The following is a 24750-nucleotide window of genomic DNA, read 5'->3' on the forward strand; positions in this document are numbered from 1 at the left end:
CTGATCCGCAAGGGGAGGGGCCCGCGGATCAGCGCCCAGCGAACGCCACGGGCGATGTCGGTGGCTCCGCATACACTTTCGGAGTGTCGATCCTGAACGCCGTTACGGACCCCTCCTCCACCCCCTCTCCCTCCTTCCACCGCTTCGTCTCCTCGCTCGACGAGTCGTCCTCGAAGCTGGTGGTGAGCGGCGCGCGGGTGCACAACCTGCAGAACGTCGACCTCGAGATCCCGCGCGACTCGATGGTGGTGTTCACCGGTCTCTCGGGCTCGGGCAAGTCCTCCCTGGCCTTCGACACGATCTTCGCGGAGGGCCAGCGGCGCTACGTCGAGTCCCTCTCCGCGTACGCCCGCCAGTTCCTCGGGCAGGTGGACCGGCCGGACGTCGACTTCATCGAGGGCCTCAGCCCCGCGGTCTCGATCGACCAGAAGTCGACGAACCGCAACCCGCGCTCCACCGTCGGCACGATCACCGAGATCTTCGACTACATGCGTCTGCTGTGGGCGCGCATCGGCGTCCCGCACTGCCCCATCTGCAGCGAGCGGATCTCCGCGCAGACCGTGCAGCAGATCGCCGACCAGCTGATGGAGCTCGAGACCGGTACCCGCTACCAGATCCTCAGCCCCGTCGTCTCGCAGAAGAAGGGCGAGTTCGTCGACCTCTTCAAGGAGCTGACCGCGGGCGGCTACTCCCGCGCCATGGTGGACGGGAAGCTCGTCCAGCTGAGCGAGCCGCCGGTGCTCAAGAAGCAGTACAAGCACGACATCTCCGTCGTGGTCGACCGGCTCGTGGCCGGCCCCGACATCCTCGGGCGCCTCACCGACTCGCTCGAGACGGCCCTGCGGCTCACCGACGGCATCGTGCAGATCAACTACGTCGACGGCGAGGGCGACGGCGCCTGGACCACCTACTCCGAGAAGCTGTCCTGCCCCAACAACCACCCGATCTCGCTGACCGAGATCGAGCCGCGGACCTTCTCCTTCAACGCGCCCTTCGGCGCCTGCCCGGAGTGCTCGGGCCTCGGCACGCGCATGTCGGTCGACGACGAGCTGCTGCTCGGCGACCCCGACCTGAGCATCGCCGAGGGCGTCATCATCCCCTGGACCACCCAGGGCAAGGGCCTGTTCCAGTACTACGAGAAGCTGCTCGACGGCCTCTCCCGCGACCTCGGCTTCACGCTCACCACCCCGTGGAAGCGCCTCAGCACCGAGGTGCAGCAGGCCGTCCTCCACGGCGACAACTTCGAGGTCAAGGTCAAGTGGAAGAACCGCTACGGCCGCGAGATGAGCTACACCTCGGGCTTCGAGGGCGTCGTGCCCTACATCGAGCGCCAGTTCGTCCAGGCCGAGACCGACGTCCAGCGCACCCGCTGGTCCGAGTTCCTCCGCGAGGTGCCCTGCCCCGTGTGCAAGGGCTCCCGCCTGAAGCCCGAGGTGCTCGCCGTGCTCGTGCACGGGGCGAGCATCGCGGACGTGGCCGACCTCAGCCTCGGCGACGCCCAGGACTTCATGAGCCGGCTCGAGCTGACCGACCGCGAGGCGCACATCGCCGCGCAGGTGCTGCGCGAGATCCGCGCGCGCATCGACTTCCTCATCGAGGTCGGGCTCAACTACCTCAACCTCTCGCGCGCCGCCGCCTCCCTGTCGGGCGGCGAGGCGCAGCGCATCCGCCTGGCGACCCAGATCGGCTCCGGGCTGACCGGCGTGCTCTACGTGCTCGACGAGCCGAGCATCGGCCTGCACCAGCGCGACAACCGCCGCCTGATCGACACCCTCATCAAGCTGCGCGACCTGGGCAACACGCTGATCGTGGTCGAGCACGACGAGGACACCATCCGCACCGCCGACTGGATCGTCGACATCGGCCCGGGTGCCGGGGTCAACGGCGGCAAGGTCGTGCACTCCGGCTCCTACGAGTCGCTGCTCGAGAACACGCACTCGCTGACCGGCGACTACGTCTCGGGCCGCAAGGCGATCGAGGTCCCGAAGAAGCGGCGGAAGATCGACCGCAAGCGGATGATCAAGGTCGTCGGGGCGAACGCCAACAATCTCCGCAAGGTCGACGCGGAGTTCCCGCTCGGCACGTTCGTCGCGGTCACCGGGGTCTCCGGCTCCGGCAAGAGCACCCTCGTGAACGACATCCTCTACCGCGTGCTCGCCAACCAGCTCAACGGCGCCCGCAAGGTGCCGGGCAAGCACACGCGCGTCACCGGCCTCGAGAACCTCGACAAGGTCGTGCATGTCGACCAGAACCCGATCGGCCGCACGCCGCGCTCGAACCCCGCCACCTACACGGGCGTGTTCGACCGCATCCGCAACCTCTTCGCCGAGACCACCGAGGCGAAGGCGCGGGGGTACCTGCCCGGCCGCTTCAGCTTCAACGTCAAGGGCGGCCGCTGCGAGGCCTGCTCGGGCGACGGCACCATCAAGATCGAGATGAACTTCCTGCCCGACGTCTACGTGGCGTGCGAGGTCTGCGGGGGAGCGCGCTACAACCGCGACACCCTGACCGTGCACTACAAGGGCAAGAACATCGCCGAGGTGCTCGACATGCCGATCGCCGAGGCGGCCGACTTCTTCGAGCCGATCACGGCGATCCACCGCTTCCTCCGCACGCTGGTGGAGGTGGGCCTCGGCTACGTCCGCCTCGGGCAGAGCGCGACCACGCTCTCCGGCGGCGAGGCGCAGCGCGTCAAGCTGGCGACCGAGCTCCAGCGCCGCTCCAACGGCCGCAGCGTCTACGTGCTCGACGAGCCGACGACGGGCCTGCACTTCGAGGACGTCCGCAAGCTCCTCCTCGTCCTCAACGGCCTGGTCGACAAGGGCAACACGGTGATCACCATCGAGCACAACCTCGACGTCATCAAGTCGGCCGACTGGCTGATCGACATGGGTCCCGAGGGCGGCGCCGGCGGCGGACAGGTGGTCGCGGTGGGCACCCCCGAGCACGTGGCGAAGGTCGAGGGCAGCCACACCGGCATGTTCCTCGCCGAGATCCTCGGCTGACGCGAGCGAGAGGCATGGCGCAGACAGTCGACTTCCGGCCGAAGCCGGGTGAGATCCCGACCCTCCCGGGCGTGTACCGCTTCACGGACGCCCGGGGGCGGGTGCTCTACGTGGGCAAGGCCAAGAACCTCCGCGCGCGGCTGAGCAACTACTTCGCCCCGCTGCCGAGCCTGCACGAGCGCACCCGGCGGATGGTCACCTCGGCCTCCGGCGTCGAGTGGACCGTCGTCGGCACCGACGTCGAGGCCCTGCAGCTCGAGTTCACCTGGATCAACGAGTTCGATCCCCCCTTCAACGTCAAGTTCCGCGACGACAAGTCCTACCCCTACATGGCGGTGACGCTCGGCGACGAGGCCCCGCGGGTGATGGTCACGCGGAACGCCAAGATCAGGAAGGCCCGCTACTTCGGGCCCTACCCGAAGATCTGGGCGATCCACGAGACGATCGACCTGATGATCAAGGCGTTCCCGATCAGGACCTGCAACGACTCCAACTACAAGCGCGCCATGCAGAGCGGCAAGCCCTGCTTCGCGTCGCAGATCGGCCGCTGCGGCGGGCCCTGCTCCCACCGCGTCACCTTCGCCGAGCACCGCGAGATGGTCGACCGCTTCGTCGCCTTCATGGGCAGCCACGACCGCCGGATGATCGGCGAGCTCGAGAAGGAGATGCGCGAGGCCGCCGCGGCGATGGAGTACGAGCGCGCCGGCAAGCTTCGCGATCAGGCCGCCGCCCTCGACGCGGTCCTCGCCAAGAGCGCGGTCGTGCTCAAGGACAACGTGGACGTCGACCTCTACGCGATCGTCCACGACGAGCTCGCCGCCTCCGTGCAGCAGTTCCGGGTCCGCGGCGGGCGCATCCGCGGCGAGCGGGGCTGGGTCGTCGACAAGGAGCTCGACATGAGCACGGCGGAGCTCGTCGACACGGCCCTCCAGGCCGCCTACGAGACCGGCGACGTCCCGCCCCGGGAGGTCGTCGTGCCGGAGCTGCCCGAGGACACCGAGGCGCTCGAGGAGTGGTTGAGCGGACTGCGCGGCACGAACGTGCGCCTCCGAGCGGCCCAGCGCGGAGACAAGGCCGCCCTCCTCGAGACGGCGACGCAGAACGCGAAGCACTCGCTGATGCTCTACAAGACCCGCCGCTCCGCCGACTTCACCGCTCGGACGCAGGCTCTGGAGGACATCCGCGACGCCCTCGGCATGAGCGAGGCGCCGCTCCGGATGGAGTGCTACGACGTCTCCCACCTCAGCGGCACCAACATCGTCGCCTCGATGGTGGTCTTCGAGGACGGGCTCGCGCGGAAGGACCAGTACCGGCGGTTCTCCGTCGCGGAGTCGACGGACGACACCGAGTCGCTGCACCAGGTGCTCACCCGCCGCCTCGCGTACCTCCGCGAGCCGGTCGAGCCCGCGGCGGTCGACCCCGAGACCGGCGAGGCCAAGCGGCGCAAGTTCTCGTACCCCCCGCAGCTGCTGATCGTCGACGGCGGCCAGCCGCAGGTCGCAGCCGCGCAGCGCGCGCTCGACGAGTCCGGGGTGACCGGCATCACCCTCTGCGGGATCGCCAAGCGCCTCGAGGAGATCTGGCTGCCGGACTCCGACTTCCCCGTCATCCTGCCGCGCAACAGCGATGCGCTCTTCCTCTTCCAGCGCATCCGCGACGAGGCGCACCGCTTCGCGATCACCCACCAGAGGACGCGTCGCAAGCGCGACATCTCGTCGCAGCTGGCCGAGGTGCCCGGGCTCGGAGGCACGCGAGTCCGCGACCTGCTGAAGCACTTCGGATCCGTCGCCCGGCTCCGCGAGGCGGGCGAGGCCGAGATCGCCGAGGTCAAGGGCATCGGCCCGACGCTGGCGGGCGCGATCCACGCGCACCTGCATCGGGACGGGTCCGCCGTCGGGGGCACGCCCTAGGCTGGAGGCCCGCGCTCCGGGGGAGAGCGGCCGGTGCCCGGCACCGAGGACACGAGCAGACACGAGCACGGAGAGCGCATGAGCACGGAGAGCGAGCAGCAGGACGTGCTGATCGTCACGGGGATGTCCGGAGCGGGCCGGTCCACGGCCGCGAACGCGCTGGAGGACCTCGGCTGGTACGTCGTCGACAACCTGCCGCCGCAGATGCTGCGCCCGCTGGTCGACCTGGCGCAGCGTGCAGGGGACACGCTGCCGAAGATCGCGGCGGTCGTCGACGTCCGCGGACGCGACTTCTTCGAGGACCTCGGCGACATCGTCCGCGAGCTGCGCGCCGGGGTCGACCTCCGAGTGGTGTTCCTCGAGGCCACCGACGCCGCGCTCGTCCGCCGCTTCGAGCAGGTGCGCCGTCCGCACCCGCTGCAGGGCCGGGGGACCCTCCTCGACGGCATCTCCGCCGAGCGGACGCGCCTCGCTCAGCTGCGGGAGTCGGCCGACATCGTCATCGACACCTCGGACCTCAACATCCACCAGCTGGCCACCAGCATCACCGAGCGCTTCGCCGAGGCCGGCCGCGCGGGCCTCCAGGTCACGGTGATGAGCTTCGGCTTCAAGTACGGGCTGCCGACGGACGCCGACATGGTGGCCGACGCGCGGTTCCTGCCGAACCCGTACTGGATCCCGGAGCTGCGTCCGCACACGGGTCTCGACGAAGAGGTGAGAGACTACGTGCTGGCCCAGCAGGGCGCCGAGGAGTTCATCGACTCCTACTCCCGGGCCCTGCGCCCCGTGCTCGACGGCTACCAGCGCGAGAACAAGCGCCACGCGACCATCGCGATCGGCTGCACGGGAGGCAAGCACCGCTCCGTCGCGGTCGCGGGCCGTGTCGCGGCCCGTCTGGCCGAGCTGCCGGGCGTCGCCGTCAACGTGGCGCACCGCGACCTCGGCCGAGAATGATCCCCGCGCGCTCAGCCGCGCACCCGACGTAAGGAAGACTCCGTGGCCCTCACCGCAGACGTCAAGGGCGAACTGGTCGCGATCGTCTCGCGCAAGAACACCGTCCGTGCCGCCGAACTGGCGACCATCCTCCGCTTCTCCGGAGGACTGCACATCATCTCCAACCGCCTCGCGGTCGAGGTCGAGCTCGACTCCGCCCCGCTCGCGACCCGCGTGCGCCGCGACCTCGCCGAGCTGTACGGCGTCCGCAGCGAGGGCAGCATCGTCTCGGCCGGCGGATCCCGGAGGACCACGAGCTGGCTGGTGCGCGTCGTCGAGGGCGGGGACACCCTCGCCCGGCAGACCGGCCTCCTCGACCAGCGGGGCCGGCCCGTCCGCGGCCTGCCCAACCGCCTCACGACCGGCTCCCGCGAGGAGCTCGCCGCCCTGTGGCGCGGCGCCTTCCTCGCCCAGGGCTCGCTGACCGACCCGGGCCGCTCCGCGGCGCTCGAGATCATCTGCCCCGGCAACGAGGCGGCCATGGCGATCGTCGGAGCCGCCGGACGCCTGGGAGTCCAGGCCAAGTCCCGCGAGGTGCGCGGCGTCCACCGGGTCGTCATCCGCGACGGCGAGAGCATCAGCGCGATGCTCACCCTGATGGGCGCGACCGCGACCGTCGCGAGCTGGGAGGAGCTGCGCCAGCGCCGCGAGGTGCGGGCGACCGCGAACCGCCTCGTCAACTTCGACGACGCGAACCTCCGCCGCTCCGCCCAGGCCGCCGTCGCGGCGTGCGCCCGCGTCGAGCGCGCGATGGAGATCCTGGGCGACGACATCCCCGAGCACCTCCGCTACGCCGGGCGCCTGCGCCTCGCGCACCGCGACGCGAGCCTCGACGAGCTCGGCCACCACGCCGATCCGCCGATGACGAAGGACGCCGTCGCCGGCCGCATCCGCCGCCTCCTCGCGATGGCCGACAAGCGCGCGTCCGACCTCGACATCCCGGGCACCGACGCGAACCTCCCGGCAGAGCTGCAGGACCTCTAGGCCCGGCCGCACGGCGCGCCTCGCCCGGCGAACGCTGAGTGTCTCCTGGTCGAACAACGCAAGCCCTCCGAACGCGGAGGGGCCCCCTCGCTAGACTGATCGGGTCGCTCAGGACACTCCCGGCCCTCCTCCTCCGCCTTGCGGAGGACGCCGAGACGCCGGCGGGTCGCACGGGAGCGACGACCACGAACAGGAGATCGCACATGGCTGACTACACGCTCGCCGAACTGCCCTACGATTACTCGGCCCTCGAGCCGAACATCAGTGGGCGGATCATGGAGCTCCACCACGACAAGCACCACGCGACGTACGTGGCCGGGGCGAACACCGCCCTCGCCTCGCTGCAGGAGGCTCGCGACAGCGAGAACCTCGCGAACGTGAACAAGCTCCAGAAGGACCTCGCCTTCAACCTCGCCGGTCACGTGAACCACACCGTGTTCTGGAACAACCTCTCGCCGGACGGCGGCGACAAGCCCGTCGGCGAGCTCGCCGCGGCCATCGACGACAACTTCGGGTCGTTCGACAAGTTCCGCGCCCACTTCACCGCCTCGGCCCTCGGCATCCAGGGCTCCGGCTGGTCGATCCTCGCCTGGGACTCGCTCGGCGAGAAGCTCATCATCGAGCAGCTCTACGACCACCAGGGCAACCTCGCCGCGGCGACCGTCCCGGTCCTCCTCCTCGACATGTGGGAGCACGCCTTCTACCTCGACTACGTCAACGTGAAGGCCGACTACGTCAAGGCGTTCTGGAACATCGTGAACTGGGCCGACGTGTCCGCGCGCTTCGAGAAGGCCCGCGAGAAGACTTCGGGCCTGCTGCTACTGTCGTAGCGATCTCGGCGTCCCGGGCCCCGCGTCCGGGACGCCCTGTCGTCGGCTTCCACCCCTCCACTGCACCGTCGAGGTGCCTTTCCTCACCAGGAGATATCTGTGTCCGTCAAGATCGGCATCAACGGCTTCGGCCGTATCGGCCGTAACTTCTTCCGTGCAGCCCTCGCCAAGGGCAGCGACCTCGAGATCGTCGCGGTCAACGACCTCACCGACAACAAGGCCCTCGCGCACCTCCTGAAGTACGACTCAATCACGGGCCGCCTCGACGCGACCGTCGAGCTCGACGGCGACCGCATCGTCGTCAACGGCAAGCCGATCATCGTCCTCGAGGAGCGCGACCCCGCGAACCTCCCCTGGGGCGAGCTGGGAGTCGACGTCGTCATCGAGTCGACCGGCCGCTTCACCAAGTCGGAGGACGCGCGCAAGCACATCACCGCGGGTGCCAAGAAGGTCATCGTCTCCGCTCCCGCCACCGGCAGCGACGTCGCGACCCTGGTCCTCGGCGTGAACGAGAACACCTACGACCCCGCGACGCACGACATCATCTCGAACGCGTCCTGCACCACGAACTGCCTCGCGCCGCTCGCCAAGGTGCTGCTCGACAACTTCGGCATCGAGCGCGGCCTGATGACCACGGTCCACGCGTACACCGCCGACCAGAACCTCCAGGACGGCCCGCACAGCGACCTGCGTCGCGCCCGCGCCGCCGCCGTCAACATCATCCCGACCTCGACCGGTGCCGCCAAGGCGCTCGGCCTGGTCATCCCGGAGCTCGTCGGCAAGCTCGACGGCTACGCCCTCCGCGTCCCGGTCCCGACCGGCTCGATCACCGACCTCACCGTCGAGCTGACCAAGCCCGCCACCGTCGAGGAGATCAACGCGGCGTACAAGGCCGCCTCCGAGGGAGACCTCAAGGGCATCCTCAAGTACACCGAGGACCCGATCGTCTCGAGCGACATCGTGACCGACCCGCACTCGTCGATCTTCGACGCGGGCCTCACGAAGGTCATCGGCAGCCAGGTCAAGGTCGCCTCCTGGTACGACAACGAGTGGGGCTACTCCAACCGCCTCGTCGACGTCACCGAGTTCGTCGCCGGCAAGCTCTAAGGGCTGCGCGCAGTGACGCTCCGCACTCTGGACTCACTGGGCTCCCTCGCAGGCAAGCGCGTCGTCGTCCGCTGCGATCTGAACGTCCCCCTGAAGGACGGAACGATCTCGGACGACGGCCGCGTGCGCGCGTCGGTGCCCACGCTCCAGCGTCTGGTCTCCGAGGGCGCCCGAGTCGTGGTCGTGAGCCACCTCGGGCGCCCCGAGGGGAAGCCCGAGGCGAAGTACAGCCTCGCTCCCGTCGCCGCCCGCCTCGGCGAGCTGCTCGACGCTCCGGTGGCCTTCGCTGAGGACACCGTCGGGGAGGCGGCCTCGGCCGCCGTCGACGCCCTCGAGGACGGCCACGTCGTCGTCCTCGAGAACCTCCGGTTCAACGCCGGCGAGACGAGCAAGGACGAGGTCGAGCGCCGCGCCTTCGCCGAGAAGCTGGCCGCGTACGGGGACGCCTTCGTCTCCGACGGGTTCGGCGTCGTGCACCGCAAACAGGCGAGCGTCTACGAGCTCGCCGAGCTTCTCCCCAGCGCCGCCGGCACGCTGATCGCGGCCGAGCTCGAGGTGCTGGAGCGGCTCACCGAGAAGCCCGAGCGCCCCTACGCGGTCGTCCTCGGCGGCTCGAAGGTCTCGGACAAGCTCGGCGTGATCGAGCACCTGCTGCCGAAGGTCGACTCGATCCTCATCGGTGGCGGAATGCTCTTCACCTTCCTCAAGGCCCAGGGCCACGAGGTCGGCGCCAGCCTGCTGGAGGCGGACCAGGTCGACACCGTGCTCGGCTACCTCGCGAAGGCGAAGGAGCTGGGCGTGGAGATCGTCCTGCCGACGGACGTCGTCGTGGCGTCGGAGTTCGGCCCCGACGCCGAGCACCAGGTCGCCTCGGCCGACGCGATCGAGGGCACGCCCTTCGGTGAGAAGGGCCTCGGCCTGGACATCGGACCGGACACCGCCGCGCACTTCGCCGAGATCATCGCGGCGTCCGAGACGGTGTTCTGGAACGGCCCCATGGGCGTCTTCGAGCTCGAGCCGTTCGCGGCGGGCACCAAGACCGTCGCGCAGGCGCTCACCGAGGTCGACGGTCTCAGCGTCGTCGGCGGAGGCGACTCCGCCGCGGCCGTCCGCGCCCTCGGGTTCCGCGACGACCAGTTCGGCCACATCTCGACGGGAGGCGGAGCGAGCCTCGAATTCCTCGAGGGCAAGCGCCTCCCCGGACTGGAGGTCCTCGGATGGTAGACACCGCCGCCCGCACCCCGCTCATCGCCGGCAACTGGAAGATGAACCTGGATCACCTCCAGGCCATCGCCTTCGTGCAGAAGCTGGCATGGAGCCTCAAGGACGCCGATCACGACTTCGACGGTGTCGAGGTCGCGGTGTTCCCGCCCTTCACGGACCTCCGGCCCGTTCAGATCCTCGTCGACTCGGACAAGCTGCCGCTCAAGTACGGCGCGCAGGACGTCTCGAAGTTCGACAGCGGCGCCTACACCGGCGAGATCTCGGGCCAGTTCCTGAAGCAGCTCGACTGCGACTACGTGATCGTCGGCCACTCGGAGCGTCGCACGCTCCACGGCGAGACGGACGCGGACATCGCCGCCAAGTCGGCTGCGGCCGTCAATCACGGCGTCGCTCCGATCATCTGCGTCGGCGAGACCGCGGAGGACCTCGAGAAGCACGGCCCGTCGGCCGTGCCGGTCGCCCAGCTGAAGGAGGCCCTCACCGGCCTCCCCGCGGACGCCGACCTCGTCGTCGCCTACGAGCCGGTCTGGGCCATCGGCTCCGGACAGGCCGCGACGCCCGAGCAGGCCCAGCAGGTCTGCAAGGCGCTCCGTGGAGTCGTCGCCGACGTCCTCGGCGCCGACACCGCCGCGAAGACCCGGATCCTCTACGGCGGCTCCGTGAAGTCCGGCAACATCGCCGGCTTCATGCGCGAGCCCGACGTCGACGGAGCACTCGTCGGAGGCGCCAGCCTCCAGGTCGACGAGTTCGCGGCGATCGCGCGATTCCGGAACCACGTCGGGGTCTGAGTTGCTGCGACGAGAGGGCGGGCCCATCGGGCCCGCCCTCTCGTCGTCCACGCCGCTCCCCGCGCGGCGTGGCGCGGTCGGCTCCGCGACGGGGCGCGGTTCCGGGAGCGGGATGCGTTCGGCTACGTCGATCCGCTGGGACGCGGATCGCCGGTTCGCCTCGCTGTCGTCCACGCCGCTCCCTGCGCGGCGTGGCGCGGTCGGCTTCGCGACGGGGCGCGGTTCCGGGAGCGGGATGCGTCCGGCTACGTCGATCCGCTGGAACGCGGATCGCCGGTTCGCCTCGGAGGATCCCACACCGGCTTCGCGCGTTGGCCGGTCCGGTGCCGTCGGCTCCTCGCGGGGTGCCCTCCGAGAGCGTGTCGCGTTCGGCTCGATCGATCCGAAAGTACGTGGATCACAGGCTCGCGGTCAAGCGACTGGAGAGGTTGTCGAGGGCACCGCGACGAGGCCACCCGCTCCGCCCATCGACGGACACTCGTATACATCGCCCCGAACACGGGACGACGCATTCCTCGCGGATTCGCAGGCGCCGTTATACTCGTCGGGGCGCGCAACGCGCCAGAACTTCGAAAGGTACCGCGTGGACATCCTCCAGGTCGTGCTCCAGGTCATCCTGGGCATCACGAGCCTCCTGCTCACCATGCTGATCCTGCTCCACAAGGGGCGCGGCGGCGGACTGTCCGACATGTTCGGGGGCGGAGTCACCTCCAACCTCGGCGCGTCGGGCGTCGCCGAGCGCAACCTGAACCGCATCACCGTGATCCTGGGCGTCGTCTGGCTGGCCTGCATCGTGGTGCTCGGACTCATCACCAAGTTCACCACCGGAGCATAGGGGTACTCGCAATGGCATCAGGCGGCAGTGCAATCCGCGGTTCGCGCGTCGGCGCAGGACCCATGGGCGAGCAGGACCGGGGCTTCCACGCGGAGCGCGTCGCGGTCTCCTACTGGGACGCTCTCGGCAACGAGACGGTGCGCCACTTCTCGGCGGCCCTCCCCGAGGACGAGATCCCCGAGGTGATCGACTCCCCGCAGTCCGGTCTCCCCGCGGGCCGCGACCGGGCGAACCCGCCCCAGGTCGCGAAGACCGAGCCCTACAAGACGCACCTCGCCTACGTGAAGGAGCGCCGCACCGAGGCCGAGGCGGCTCAGCTCCTCGAGGAGGCGCTGCAGCAGCTGCGCGCCCGACGAGGCACCGCGACCCCGTCCTGATCCTCACCGCACGACGAACGACGGAAGGCCCGCCCCCTCGGGGGACGGGCCTTCCGTCGTTTCCGGACCGGGCTCAGTAGCTCGGAGCGATGAGCGACTCGGGGACCTCGGCCGCCGCCTCCTGGTCGACGAAGAACACCGTGCGCTTGCGACCGAACGCGCCCGACGCGGGCACCTCGTTCGTGCTGGCACCCGCGAGCGCGAGGCCCAGGGCCGAGGCCTTGTCAGCGCCGGCGAGCACCATCCAGATGCGGTCCGACTGGTTGATCAGCGGCAGCGTGAGGGTGAGGCGCTCCGGCGGCGGCTTCGGCGAGTTGCGGACGGCGAGGACGCCGGGAGTCGTGGAGCGGATCGCGGAGCGCTCGGGGAACAGCGACGCGATGTGCCCGTCCGGCCCGACACCGAGGAAGGTGATGTCGAAGCGCGGGTAGTCGCGCCCCTCGGAGGCGTGCTCGCGCAGCTCCGCGTCGTAGGCAGCGGCGGCACCGTCGAGGTCCAGACCCTCGTCCGAGGCGGGGTAGGAGTGCACGTTCGCCGCCGGCACGTCGAGGACGCTGAAGAGGTCCCCCGCCTGGACGTCGTTGCGGTCCTCGTGGCCGCGGGGCACCCAGCGCTCGTCACCCCACCAGAAGTGCACGCGCGACCAGTCCACGTTGCCGGCGGCGGAGGAGGAGCCGATCTCCTTGAGTGTGGCGGCTCCCATCGTTCCTCCGGTGAGCACGACGTTCGCCGAACCCAGGTCGTCGAGGACGTCGATCGTCTTGGTGAGGAACCGGGCGGCGACCGAGCCGGCGAGGGTCTGCTTGTCGCGGTGGACCAGCACGCGGCGTTCGGTGGTCATCTCAGGGGACTCCTTCGGGTTCGGGTGCCGATCGGCGGGGTTCGGCTCCGTGTCGGGAAGCTCTGAGGCGTGGGCGCCCTGGACGGGCGCCCACGCCTCAGGAGGCGCTGCGGGCCTCGGCCTTCTCAGTGAGCATGTCGACCCCGCGCGAGATCACTTCACCGTACAGGTCATCCGGGTCGAGCCGGCGCAGCTCCTCCGCCAGGCAGTCCCGGAGGCTGCGGCGGGGGAGCGAGATGTCGTGGACCGGCTGATCGGGCTGCGTGAGCGTCGCGACGTTGGGCACCGAGCGCTCGAGCTCGATCACTCCGGAGTCGCGGATGAGCCGCACGCCGTGGATCCCGCTGGACCCGGTGGCGCTGATCGTGAGCTCGTGGTCGACGGGGATGTCGAGCTCGAGCTGCAGCCAGGCGGCGAGCAGGATCGTCGAGGGGGAGTCGGGCGCGCCCGAGACCTCGACGGCCGTGATCGGCTCGTAGGGCGGCTGGTCGAGCACTGCTGCGAGCTGCGCGCGCCAGAGGGTGAGGCGGGTCCAGGCGAAGTCGGTGTCGCCGGGGGCGTAGGTGGAGGCGAGGTGGTGCAGCGCCTCCGCCGGGTTCGACTGGGCCGACGCGTCGGTGATCCGCCGGGTGGCGATCCGGCCGATCGGGGACGCCGAGGCGTTGTCCGGAGCGCTGTTCGGCCACCAGGCCACGACGGGGGCGTCGGGGAGGAGCAGGCCCGTGACCAGGCTCTCCTCGTCCTCGGCCGCGTCCCCGTAGGGACGGAGCACGACGACCTCGCTCGCGCCGGCGTCGCCTCCGACCCGGATCTGCGCGTCGACGCGCGCCGTCGCGTCGACCGGGACCGTGGTGGTGCCGTCGTCCTTCGAGACCACGATGACGCGCATCGGGTGCTCGCGGGACGCGTCGTTCGCGGCTTCGATGGCCTCCTCCTCGTGACCCCGGGAGGTCGCGATGATGAGGGTGAGGACGCGGCCGAGGGCGACGGCGCCGCCCTCCTCGCGGATCTTGACGAGGGTCTTCGAGACCTCGCTCGTCGTGGTGTCGGGCAGATCGACGATCATGGACGCCTCCAGGTGCGGCCGTCGCGGGCGAGGAGCTCGTCGGCGGAATCGGGGCCCCAGGTTCCGGGGCGGTACTGCTCGGGCTGGCCCTGCGTGGCCCAGAACTCCTCGATCGGGTCGAGGATCTTCCAGGACAGCTCGACCTCCTCGTGCCGAGGGAAGAGCGGCGGCTCGCCCAGGAGGACGTCGAGGATGAGGCGCTCGTAGGCCTCGGGGCTCGCCTCGGTGAACGCGTGGCCGTAGCCGAAGTCCATCGTCACGTCGCGCACCTGCATGCCGGCGCCGGGCACCTTCGAGCCGAATCGCATGGTGACGCCCTCGTCGGGCTGGACGCGGATGACGAGCGCGTTCTGGCCGAGCGACGTGGTCTGGCTCTCGGCGAAGAGCTGCTTCGGTGCCCGCTTGAACACGACCGCGATCTCGGTGACGCGGCGGCCGAGGCGCTTGCCGGCCCGCAGGTAGAACGGCACGCCGGCCCAGCGTCGGGTGCCGATGTCCAGGCGCATGGCGGCGTAGGTCTCGGTGGTCGAGGTGGGGCTCATGCCGTCCTCCTCGAGGAAGCCGAGCACCTTCTCGCCGCCCTGCCAGCCGCCGGCGTACTGCCCGCGGGCGGTCGCGGTGGAGAGGTCGGCGGGGAGGCGGACGGCCGCGAGGACCTTCTCCTTCTCCGCACGGAGGTCGGCCGCGTCGAACGAGATCGGCTCCTCCATGGCGGTCAGGGCGAGCAGCTGCAGCAGGTGGTTCTGGATGACGTCGCGCGCCGCTCCGATGCCGTCGTAGTAGCCCGCGCGCCCGCCCACGCCGATGTCCTCGGCCATGGTGATCTGCACGTGGTCGACGTAGTTCGAGTTCCAGAGCGGCTCGTACATCATGTTGGCGAAGCGGAGGGCCAGGATGTTCTGGACCGTCTCCTTGCCGAGGTAGTGGTCGATCCGGAAGACGGAGTCGGGCGGGAAGACCGACTCGACGACGTCGTTCAGCTCGCGAGCCGTCTTCAGGTCGCTGCCGAACGGCTTCTCGATGACGACGCGGCGCCACTGGCCGTCCTTCTGCTCGGCGAGGCCGGAGCTGCGCAGCTGCTCGGTGACCTGCGGGAAGGACTTCGGGGGGATCGAGAGGTAGAAGGCGAAGTTGCCGTTCGTGCCGCGCTCGCGGTCGAGGTCGTCGACGGTCGTCTTCAGGCGGGCGAACGCCTCGGGGTCGTCGAACTCGCCCTGCACGAACCGGATGCCCTGCGCGAGCTGCGCCCAGACCTCCTCGTGGAACTCGGTGCGGGCGTGCTTCTTCACGGAGTCGTGGACGACCTGCTCGAAGTCCTGGTCGTCCCAGTCGCGCCGGGCGAATCCGACGAGGGCGAAGCCGGGAGGCAGCAGGCCGCGGTTGGCGAGATCGTAGACCGCGGGCATGAGCTTCTTGCGGGAGAGGTCGCCGGTCACGCCGAAGATGACGAGGCCGCTGGGCCCGGCGATCCGGTTCAACCGGCGGTCGAAGCTCAACCTCAACGGGTTGAACTCGGGGGTGATGTCCACAGACATGTGCAGTGTCCTTCTGTGTGCCGGTGGGACCGGCGCACTGCTATCGGTGAGGGAGGGGGAGGAGCGGGCGGACCCGGCTGCTGCCCCGGGAAGTGGTCGCGGGACGACCGCGGGCACGCCGCCACGCGCTCGAGAGCGCAGCGGCGGCGTGCCCGTCGGATCAGGTGTTGAGGGCCTCGAAGAGCGCCTCGAGGTCGGCCTCGGGGTCGGTCAGCGTGAGGGTCAGCACCGGCCGGCCGTGCTCGGCGAGCACGCTCGCGTCACCGGCGGCCTGGGCCAGGATGAGCTGGCCGAAGGTGAACGGGCTGTCCGGGATCTCGAGGTCCACGTCGGAGCGCTCGGTGATCTGGAGGAACACGCCGGTCGGCGCCCCGCCCTTGTGGTACTGCCCGGTCGAGTGCAGGAAGCGCGGGCCCCACCCGAAGGTGACGGGGCGCTGGGCCTGCGCGGCGAGGAGGTCGCGCACGCCCTCGAGCTGCGGGAGCGCGAGGCGGTCGACGTACGCCTGGATCGAGACGTAGCCGCCGTCGCCCAGCTGGGCGAGGAGGCGGTCGACAGCGGCGGCGACGGTCGAGACGCCCTCGGTGACACTGCTGCTGCCGGTGACCTCGATGCCCGCGTCGGTGAACGCGGGCGCCTCGGGCTCGGGGCGCTTCTCGAGCAGGGCCCGGGTCGCGACCTTCGCCGACTCGACGTCGGGCTGGTCGAACGGGTTGATGCCCAGGAGGCGACCCGCGACGGCGACGGCGTACTCCCACGTCAGCATCTGAGCGCCGAGCGAGCCGGAGAGGAGGATCTCGCCCTCGTGACGGTCGCGCGGGAACAGGTGCAGCGCCGTGGCGTCCTCGACCAGGCGGACGACCTGCACGTCGGGCAGGTCCTCCGAGAGCTCGGGGGCCAGCGTGCCGAGGACGACGGGGAGGATGCCCGTGCCGTCCTTGCCGGTGGACTCGGCGATGAGCTGCTCCGCCCAGTCGGCGAAGCCGACGATGTCGGTCCCGTCGGCGACGATCGCGAGCTTGTCGCGGCGCGGGCTGGTCGCGGCGATCGCCGCTCCGAGGATCAGGCCCGGGTTCTCGGGGGAGTCCACGGCGAGCCCGAGGGAGGCCTCGGCCGCCTCGTCGAGGAGTGCCTCGATGTCGGCGCCGGCGAGCCCGGACGGCACGAGGCCGAACGCGGAGAGCGCCGAGAAGCGCCCGCCGATGTTCGGGTCGGCGTTGAACACGCGGTAGCCGGCCTCGCGGGAGGAGGTGTCGAGGGGCGAGCCCGGGTCGGTCACGATGACGATGCGGTCGAGCGGATCGATGCCCGCCTCCGTGAACGCCTTCTCGTAGGCCTTCTTCTGGCTCGCGGTCTCGACGGTCGAGCCGGACTTCGAGGAGATGACGACCGCGGTCGACGCGAGCCGGTCGTTCAGGGCGGCGAGCACCTGGCCGGGCGCCGTCGAGTCGAGCACGGTGAGCTCGACGCCGGCGGTGCGGGTGATGACCTCGGGCGCGAGGGAGGAGCCGCCCATGCCGCCGAGGACGATGTGGTCGACGCCCTTGGCCTGGAACTCCTCGCGCAGGGCGAGGATCTGGGGGATCAGGGGGCGGGAGACGGTGGTCGACTCGGTCCACCCGAGGCGCTTGGCCGCCTCCTCCTCCGCCGCGGCACCCCACAGGGTGGGGACCTGGGCGGTGATGCCGGACGCGACCTCGTCGGCGACGAGCTCCGGGACGACGCGGTCGACGGCCTTCTCGGCGTCTCCGCTGACGTGGATCTGGATGGCCATGATCAGGCCTGCGCCTTCGCGCCCTCGAGCGCCGCGGTGACGGTGTCGAGCAGCTCGTTCCAGGAGACGATGAACTTCTCCACGCCCTCCTTCTCGAGCAGCTCGGTGACGTCGGCGTACGAGACGCCCTGCGCCGCGACGGCGTCGAGGACGGCGTTCGCGTCGGCGTACGAGCCGGTGACGGTGTCGCCGGTGATGACACCGTGGTCGAAGGTCGCCTCGAGGGTCTTCTCGGGCATCGTGTTGACCACGCCGGCCGCGACGAGCTCGGTCACGTAGAGGGTGTCGGGGAGGTCGGTCGACTTGACGCCGGTCGAGGCCCAGAGGGGGCGCTGGCGGTTGGCGCCGGACTCCTGGAGCAGCAGCGCGCGCTCGGTGGCGAACGCCTCGACGAAGACCTCGTAGGCCAGCTGCGCGTTGGCGACGCCGGACTTGCTCTTGAGGGCGCGGGCCTCGTCGGTGCCGACGGCCTCGAGGCGCTTGTCGATCTCGGTGTCGACGCGCGAGACGAAGAACGAGGCGACGGAGTGGATGGTCGACAGGTCGATGCCGGCGTCCTTGGCCTTCTCGAGGCCGGCCAGGTACGCGTTGATGACGGCGCGGTAGCGGGCGAGCGAGAAGATCAGGGTGACGTTCACCGAGATGCCGGAGCCGATGACCTCCGTGATGGCCTCGAGGCCCTCGACGGTCGCGGGGATCTTGATCATCGCGTTGGGGCGGTCGACCTTGGCCCAGAGGGCCTTGGCCTGCTCGATGGTGCCCTGGGCGTCGTGCGCCAGGCCGGGCTCGACCTCGATCGACACGCGGCCGTCGTAGCCGTTGGTCGCGTCGTAGATCGGGCGGAAGATGTCGGACGCCGCGGCGACGTCGTCGGTGGTGATCTCGAAGACGGCGTCGGTCACCGAGGTGCCGGCGGAGGCGAGCTCGCGCACCTGGGCGTCGTAGGACTCGCCGTTGGTCAGGGCCGCGGCGAAGATCGTGGGGTTCGTGGTGACTCCGACGACGTTCTTCTCCTCGATGAGCTTCTGCAGCCCTCCGGTGGAGATGCGCGAGCGGGAGAGGTCGTCGAGCCAGATGCTGACGCCGGCGGCGGAGAGCTCTGCGGTGGGGGTGTTCTCGGTCATGTCTCTTCTTCTTCTGCGTAGGTGGTGCGTGGTGTGAGGGGGAGCCGCTGCTCCGACGGCGAAGGCCGCGTCCGTGGTGGACGCGGCCTTCGGGTCAGGAGGCTGCGAGCGACTCCTTGGCGGCGGACAGTGCCGCCTCGGTGGTGATCCCGAACTCGCGGAACAGGGTCTTGTAGTCGGCCGAGGCGCCGAAGTGCTCGATCGAGACGGAGCGGCCGGCGTCGCCGACGTACTTCTGCCAGCCCAGGCTCAGGCCGGCCTCGATCGAGACGCGCGCCTTCACCGAGGAGGGCAGGACCTTCTCGCGGTACTCGGCGTCCTGCTCCTCGAACCACTCGAGGGACGGAGCCGAGACGACGCGGGCGTTGACGCCCTCGCTCCTCAGGGCCTCGCGCGCCTCGACGGCGATCTGGACCTCGGAGCCGGTCGCGATGAAGATCACGTCCGGGGTGCCGCCCGGCGCCTCGGCCAGGATGTAGGCACCACGGGCGACGTTCGCGGCGGAGGCGAAGGTCTCGCCCTCCGCGTCGCCCTCGCCGCGCTCGAACACCGGGATGTTCTGACGGGTGAGCGCGAGGCCGGCGGGGCCCTCGCGGCGCTCGAGGATGGTCTTCCAGGCGTAGGCGACCTCGTTCGCGTCGCCGGGGCGGACGACGTCCAGGCCCGGGATCGCGCGGAGGGTCGACAGCTGCTCGACCGGCTGGTGCGTCGGGCCGTCCTCGCCGAGCGCCACGGAGTCGTGGGTCCAGACGTAGATGGCCGGCGCCTTCATGAGCGCGGCGAGACGGACCGCCGGGCGCATGTAGTCGGAGAAGATCAGGAAGGTGCCGCCGAAGGGGCGGGTGTTGCCGTGCAGGACGATCCCGTTGAGGATCGCGCCCATGGCGTGCTCGCGGATGCCGAAGTGCAGCACGCGGCCGCCCTTCTTCCCGGTCCACTCGTGGGTCGAGAACTCCGTCGGGACGAAGGAGCCGGCTCCCTCGATCGTCGTGTTGTTCGACTCGGCGAGGTCGGCGGAGCCGCCCCACAGCTCGGGGATCACGCCGGCGAGGGCGTTGATGACCTTGCCGGACGCGGCGCGGGTCGAGACCTCCTTGCCGGGCTCGAAGACGGGGAGCGCCTCCTGGACGCCCTCGGGCAGCTCGCCCGAGAGGACCCGGTCGAGCAGCTCCTTCTTCTCGGGGTTCGCGGACGCCCAGGCGGCGAGCTGCTCGTCCCACTCGGCGTGCTGGGCCTGACCGCGCTCGACGGCCTTGCGGGTGTGCTCGATGACCTCGTCGGCGACGTCGAAGGTCTTCTCTGGGTCGAAGCCGAGCACCTCCTTGAGTCCGCGGAGCTCGTCGGCGCCCAGGGCGGAGCCGTGGATCTTGCCGGTGTTCTGCTTCTTCGGCGACGGCCAGCCGATGATGGTGCGCAGGATGATGAGCGACGGCTTGTCGCTCTCGCCCTTCGCGGCCTCGATCGCGGCGTGCAGCTCGGCGACGTCCTCGTGGTACTCGCCGGTCTTCTTCCAGTCGACGACCTGGACCTGCCAGTCGTAGGCCTCGTAGCGCGCCTTGACGTCCTCGGTGAAGGCGATGTTGGTGTCGTCCTCGATCGAGATCTGGTTGGAGTCGTAGATGACGACCAGGTTGCCGAGCTTCTGGTGGCCGGCCAGCGAGGAGGCCTCGCTGGTGACGCCCTCCTGCAGGTCGCCGTCGCCGGCGATCACATAGACGAAGTGGTCGAACGGGGAGGTGCCCGCGGCGGCCTCCGGGTCGAACAGGTCGCGCTCGAAGCGCGAGGCGTAGGCGAAGCCCACGGCGGAGGCGAGGCCCTGGCCGAGCGGTCCGGTGGTGATCTCGACGCCGTCGGTGTGGCCGTACTCCGGGTGGCCCGGGGTCTTCGAGCCCCAGGTGCGCAGCGCCTTGAGGTCGTCGAGCTCGAGTCCGTAGCCGCCCAGGTAGAACTGGACGTACTGCGTCAGCGAGGAGTGGCCGACCGACAGGATGAACCGGTCGCGGCCGATCCAGGTCGCGTCGGACGGATCGCGGCGCATGACCTTCTGGAACAGGAGGTAGGCGGCGGGCGCGAGGCTCATGGCGGTTCCGGGATGGCCGTTGCCGACCTTCTCGACCGCATCCGCGGCGAGAACCCTCGCCGTGTCGACTGCCTTCTCGTCAATGGATTCCCATTGCAGTTCTGACACTTGGTACTGACCCTTCTCGAGACGTGGGGCAGACGGGGACCGTCCGCCCTCTCGCATGGTGGAGCACGCCGCATGACGACTTCGACACGATGCTCCGGCGACGGCCCTCTCGGCCACGTGCCGACGATCGTCGGGCGGGCTCGGGTGCGTGCCGGGCGCTCTGGCGAGCAGTCCCGAGTATACGGAGGGGGGTGCGCCGCCGACCGGGGGTTGCGTGGTCGCATATGTCTGCGTCCGATTGGACAAGCGTGCACGCCGGGCCCGGCTCCCGGACGGGCGCATTACACTCGTTCGGGATCATCGAATCGTTAGAGGAGCAATGGACGCAGTCGTGGAGACCACCGCCGTCGAGCGGGACGGGGCGTCGCCGACGACCCTCTCGCGCAAGGTGAAGGCCTTCGTCGCTCTGACGAAGCCGCGCGTGATCGAGCTGCTCCTCGTGGTGACCGCTCCGACGATGATCCTGGCGCAGGGCGGGATCCCGAACCTGCTGCTGGTCCTCGACGTCCTGATCGGCGGCGCCCTGAGCGCCGGGTCGGCGGGCGCGTTCAACTGCTACTTCGACCGCGACATCGACCGGATCATGAACCGGACGAAGAACCGGCCGCTCGTGACCGGGGAGATCTCGGACCGGTCCGCGCTCGTCTTCGCGACCACGATCGGCGTCCTGTCGATCGTCTGGCTCGGCCTCACGGCCAACTGGCTCTCTGCGGGCCTCTCGCTCGCCGCGATCCTGATCTACGTCGTGTTCTACACGCTCTTCCTCAAGCGCCGGACGCCGCAGAACATCGTGTGGGGCGGCATCGCGGGCTGCATGCCGGTGCTGATCGGCTGGGCGGCGGTCACCGGCTCGCTCGACTGGGCCCCCGTCATCCTCTTCTCCGTCATCTTCCTCTGGACGCCGCCGCACTACTGGCCGCTGTCGATGAAGTACCGGGACGACTACCAGGCCGCCGGCGTGCCGATGCTGGCCGTCGTGCGCGGACGCACGATCGTCGGGCTCCAGGTCATCCTCTACGCCTGGGCCACCGTCGCCTGCTCGCTCCTGCTGATCCCCGTCGCCGGCATGGGGGTGCTCTACACGGTGGTCGCGCTCGGCAGCGGAGTCTGGTTCATCGCCGAGACGCACCGCCTCTACAGCCTCGCGATCCGTCACGAGCACGTCTCGCCGATGCGGGTGTTCCACGGGTCCATCGGATACCTCACCCTGCTCTTCCTCGCCGTCGGCATCGACCCGCTGCTCCCCTTCTGATGGTGACGCCGTTCTCCTTGCTCGCCGAGCGGGTGACCCTGGGTCCGCGCGCATTGCGCTGGGGGACCACCGCGGCGCTCGTCGCGAGCATCCTGATCATCTTCTTCGGGGGCGTCGTCCGGCTGACCGGCTCTGGCCTCGGCTGCCCCACCTGGCCGGCGTGCGAGCCGGGCTCGCTCACCTCGACCCCCGAGCTCGGGATCCACGGCTTCATCGAGTTCACGAACCGCGCGTTCACCGGCGTCCTCGTGGTCGCGGTGGGCTGGGCGATCACGGCCGCGCGCCTGCAGAAGCCGCGCGACCGCACCATGACCCGGCTCGCCTGGTCGCAGTTCTGGCTCGTCGTCGCGAACGCCCTCGCGGGCGGCGCGACCGTCCACTCGGGCCTCAACCCGTACATCGTGGCCGGGCACTTCGCTCTCGCCATCGCCCTCCTCACCACCACCGCACTGACGTGGCACCGCGCCCACCGCTCGCAGTCCGTGGCCTTCGAGCCCGACCGCCCGACGCGGGCGCTCAGCATCGGGCTCGTCGGCCTGACGCTCCTCGTGATCCTCGTGGGGACCCTCGTGACGGGAACCGGCCCGCACGCCGGCGACTCCGCGGAGGTGCCCCGCATGCAGTTCCACTGGGAGAGCGTGACCGTCGTCCACGGCGTGCTCGGCACGGCGGTGCTCGTCGCGGGTGCCGCGCTGCTCCTGCGCCTGTCGCGGGCGGCGGGCTCGGAGCTCGCCCGGCGGCGCGTGATCGCCTTCCTCGTGGTCGTCGTGCTGCAGGCGCTGGTCGGGGTCGCGCAGTCGCTCACCGCGCTGCCCGAGACGCTCGTCGCGGTGCACCTCCTCGGCTCGGCGCTCATCTGGGTCGGCGCGGTCCGCGTGCTGCTCGACGTGAACCCGAGGCTGTTCACCGTGCGCGCCCAGCGCCGGGACGCCGCCCAGGAGCTCCAGCCCGCCGCCTGACCGCGGGCTCCGGCTCGGCGGAGAGCAGGTGCCGCCGGAGGCGCAGGAGCACGCGGGGGAGCGCCCGCAGCGGGAGGTCGGCCGCGATCGCGCGGGCGAGAGGGCCGAACGCCCGTGCGGGTCCGGTCGGCAGGCCGGCGCCCACCAGTGCGGTCACGAGTCGTGCGGGGATCGGGGTCGATGCGTCGTTCGTCATGGCGGAACCGAATCACGGACCACCGACACCGGTATGGCCATGCGCGTCTGGAGGCACGTCACCGGTGCCCGGCCGACACCCAGGTGCGGAGGTTCCGCTGAACGGCGGACGCCGGTAGAATGAGAAGCTGGTCACGGTTCGACGCACCCTGCGCACGTGATCCGCACACGGCCCGATGGAGCGCCGACGCACACCTCCGGAATCCAGGGACGCACATCATCCGCTCCGCGCATCAGATCGATCGCGCGACCGGCCGGAGAGCACCCGCGGGCCACCCCCGGGGGAATGACTCCGGGACCCGACCGGTTAGCAGTGGGTAGGAAACGAGGTACACATGTCAGACATCCTGATCGACCGCCCCGAGCTCGAGAGCCTGGGCGTCTACGAGTTCGGCTGGTCCGACTCGGACTCCGCCGGAGCCTCCGCGCGACGCGGCATCTCGCCCGAGGTCGTCTCCGACATCTCCGCGCTCAAGAACGAGCCCGCCTGGATGCGCGACCGCCGCATGAAGGCCCTGAAGCTCTTCGAGCGCAAGCCCATGCCGACGTGGGGCGCCGACCTGTCGGACATCGACTTCGACAACATCAAGTACTTCGTCCGCTCCACCGAGAAGCAGGCGCAGACCTGGGACGACCTCCCGGACGACATCAAGAACACGTACGAGAAGCTCGGCATCCCGGAGGCGGAGCGCCAGCGCCTCGTCGGCGGCGTCGCGGCCCAGTACGAGTCCGAGGTCGTCTACCACCAGATCCGCGAGGACCTGGAGGAGCAGGGCGTCATCTTCATGGACACCGACACGGCGCTGCGCGAGCACCCCGAGATCTTCGAGGAGTACTTCGGCACCGTCATCCCCGCGGGCGACAACAAGTTCGCGGCGCTGAACACCGCGGTCTGGTCCGGCGGCTCCTTCGTGTACGTCCCCAAGGGCGTCCACGTCGACATCCCGCTGCAGGCCTACTTCCGGATCAACACCGAGAACATGGGCCAGTTCGAGCGGACCCTGATCATCGCGGACGAGGACAGCTACGTCCACTACATCGAGGGCTGCACGGCTCCGATCTACAAGTCGGACTCGCTGCACTCGGCCGTGGTCGAGATCATCGTGAAGAAGAACGCCCGCGTGCGCTACACGACGATCCAGAACTGGTCGAACAACGTCTACAACCTCGTCACCAAGCGCGCGATCGCGCACGAGGGCGCGACGATGGAGTGGATCGACGGCAACATCGGCTCGAAGGTCACGATGAAGTACCCGTCGATCTTCCTGGTCGGCGAGCACGCCAAGGGCGAGACCCTCTCCGTCGCGTTCGCGGGCCCCGGCCAGCACCAGGACGCCGGCGCGAAGATGGTCCACATGGCGCCGTACACGCAGTCGTCGATCGTCTCGAAGTCGATCGCCCGCGGCGGCGGTCGCGCCGGATACCGCGGCGAGGTCCGGGTGGACGCGAACGCCCACCACTCGGCGAACACCGTGCGCTGCGACGCCCTCCTGGTCGACACCATCTCGCGCTCCGACACCTACCCGGCGATCGACATCCGCGTCGACGACGTGCAGCTCGGCCACGAGGCGACGGTGTCGAAGGTCAGCGAGGAGCAGCTCTTCTACCTGATGTCGCGCGGCCTGCCGGAGGACGAGGCCATGGCCATGATCGTCCGCGGCTTCATCGAGCCGATCGCGCGCGAGCTGCCCATGGAGTACGCCCTCGAGCTGAACAAGCTCATCGAGATGGGGATGGAGGGCAGCGTCGGTTGACGCCCGCCT

The 24750-nt window shown here is 70.1% G+C and carries 19 protein-coding genes; 13 read left to right on the forward strand and 6 right to left on the reverse strand.

The window, feature by feature from the left end; translation table 11 throughout:
- Positions 1-179: 179 nt before the first annotated feature.
- The 10 genes from uvrA to C5D66_RS02710 all read left to right on the forward strand — a co-directional run bounded on the left by uvrA (position 180) and on the right by C5D66_RS02710 (position 12053).
- Entirely contained in the window at positions 180-3005 is a 2826-nt protein-coding gene (gene uvrA, locus C5D66_RS02665; RefSeq protein WP_244229661.1) for an excinuclease ABC subunit UvrA, read from the forward strand.
- A 14-nt stretch (positions 3006-3019) separates the two neighbouring features.
- Positions 3020-4915 (forward strand): excinuclease ABC subunit UvrC, encoded by a 1896-nt coding sequence (gene uvrC / locus C5D66_RS02670; protein WP_104326780.1) that lies wholly within the window; start codon positions 3020-3022, stop codon positions 4913-4915.
- Between the two features lie 78 nt (positions 4916-4993).
- Complete coding sequence (rapZ, locus tag C5D66_RS02675; RefSeq protein WP_097166020.1) at positions 4994-5869, forward strand: RNase adapter RapZ; 876 nt, start codon at positions 4994-4996, stop codon at positions 5867-5869.
- Between the two features lie 42 nt (positions 5870-5911).
- Entirely contained in the window at positions 5912-6892 is a 981-nt protein-coding gene (whiA, locus tag C5D66_RS02680; RefSeq protein ID WP_104221905.1) for a DNA-binding protein WhiA, read from the forward strand.
- A gap of 203 nt (positions 6893-7095) precedes the next feature.
- A complete protein-coding gene (locus C5D66_RS02685) occupies positions 7096-7722 on the forward strand; it encodes a superoxide dismutase (RefSeq protein ID WP_104221907.1) in 627 nt (208 codons plus the stop codon).
- 99 nt (positions 7723-7821) lie between these two features.
- Positions 7822-8829 (forward strand): type I glyceraldehyde-3-phosphate dehydrogenase, encoded by a 1008-nt coding sequence (gene gap, locus C5D66_RS02690; protein WP_104221909.1) that lies wholly within the window; start codon positions 7822-7824, stop codon positions 8827-8829.
- A 12-nt stretch (positions 8830-8841) separates the two neighbouring features.
- On the forward strand, positions 8842-10053 hold the full coding sequence (locus C5D66_RS02695; protein ID WP_104274423.1) for a phosphoglycerate kinase: 1212 nt from the start codon (positions 8842-8844) through the stop codon (positions 10051-10053).
- On the forward strand, positions 10047-10841 hold the full coding sequence (tpiA, locus tag C5D66_RS02700) for a triose-phosphate isomerase (protein ID WP_104221913.1): 795 nt from the start codon (positions 10047-10049) through the stop codon (positions 10839-10841). The genes C5D66_RS02695 and tpiA overlap by 7 nt, the downstream gene beginning before the upstream one ends.
- A gap of 583 nt (positions 10842-11424) precedes the next feature.
- Positions 11425-11676 carry a preprotein translocase subunit SecG gene (gene secG / locus C5D66_RS02705; protein ID WP_104221915.1) on the forward strand — a complete coding sequence of 84 codons (252 nt, stop codon included), beginning with the start codon at positions 11425-11427 and terminating at the stop codon, positions 11674-11676.
- Positions 11677-11687: 11 nt separating this feature from the next.
- Complete coding sequence (locus C5D66_RS02710; protein ID WP_055791968.1) at positions 11688-12053, forward strand: RNA polymerase-binding protein RbpA; 366 nt, start codon at positions 11688-11690, stop codon at positions 12051-12053.
- 73 nt (positions 12054-12126) lie between these two features.
- Here the strand turns inward: C5D66_RS02710 and pgl are convergent, their stop codons facing one another.
- The 6 genes from pgl to tkt form a co-directional block, all read right to left on the reverse strand.
- Positions 12127-12894, reverse strand: coding sequence for a 6-phosphogluconolactonase (gene pgl / locus C5D66_RS02715; RefSeq protein WP_104221917.1), 768 nt, complete (start codon positions 12892-12894; stop codon positions 12127-12129).
- A 97-nt stretch (positions 12895-12991) separates the two neighbouring features.
- The gene (locus C5D66_RS02720) at positions 12992-13960 is read right to left on the reverse strand and encodes a glucose-6-phosphate dehydrogenase assembly protein OpcA (protein WP_104232638.1); all 969 of its coding nucleotides are present in this window, start codon (positions 13958-13960) and stop codon (positions 12992-12994) included.
- Entirely contained in the window at positions 13957-15495 is a 1539-nt protein-coding gene (gene zwf / locus C5D66_RS02725) for a glucose-6-phosphate dehydrogenase (protein WP_104246802.1), read from the reverse strand. The genes C5D66_RS02720 and zwf overlap by 4 nt, the downstream gene beginning before the upstream one ends.
- A 160-nt stretch (positions 15496-15655) precedes the next feature.
- Complete coding sequence (locus C5D66_RS02730) at positions 15656-17269, reverse strand: glucose-6-phosphate isomerase (protein ID WP_104221922.1); 1614 nt, start codon at positions 17267-17269, stop codon at positions 15656-15658.
- Between the two features lie 2 nt (positions 17270-17271).
- Positions 17272-18393, reverse strand: a complete 1122-nt coding sequence (tal, locus tag C5D66_RS02735; protein WP_104221924.1) for a transaldolase — start codon at positions 18391-18393, stop codon at positions 17272-17274.
- A 94-nt stretch (positions 18394-18487) separates the two neighbouring features.
- Positions 18488-20581 carry a transketolase gene (gene tkt / locus C5D66_RS02740; RefSeq protein ID WP_104326781.1) on the reverse strand — a complete coding sequence of 698 codons (2094 nt, stop codon included), beginning with the start codon at positions 20579-20581 and terminating at the stop codon, positions 18488-18490.
- 319 nt (positions 20582-20900) lie between these two features.
- Here tkt and C5D66_RS02745 point away from each other — a divergent pair, with 319 nt between their 5' ends.
- The 3 genes from C5D66_RS02745 (at position 20901) to sufB (ending at position 24741) form a co-directional block, all read left to right on the forward strand.
- Positions 20901-21833, forward strand: a complete 933-nt coding sequence (locus tag C5D66_RS02745) for a heme o synthase (RefSeq protein WP_104255363.1) — start codon at positions 20901-20903, stop codon at positions 21831-21833.
- On the forward strand, positions 21833-22792 hold the full coding sequence (locus C5D66_RS02750) for a heme A synthase (protein ID WP_104255362.1): 960 nt from the start codon (positions 21833-21835) through the stop codon (positions 22790-22792). The genes C5D66_RS02745 and C5D66_RS02750 overlap by 1 nt, the downstream gene beginning before the upstream one ends.
- Positions 22793-23322: 530 nt before the next feature.
- Positions 23323-24741: a Fe-S cluster assembly protein SufB gene (gene sufB, locus C5D66_RS02755; protein ID WP_104221933.1), complete on the forward strand. Its 1419-nt coding sequence runs from the start codon at positions 23323-23325 to the stop codon at positions 24739-24741.
- Positions 24742-24750 lie beyond the last annotated feature (9 nt).

Origin of the sequence: Rathayibacter sp. AY1B4 (genome assembly GCF_002932815.1) — a bacterium.
Classification (GTDB): domain Bacteria; phylum Actinomycetota; class Actinomycetes; order Actinomycetales; family Microbacteriaceae; genus Rathayibacter.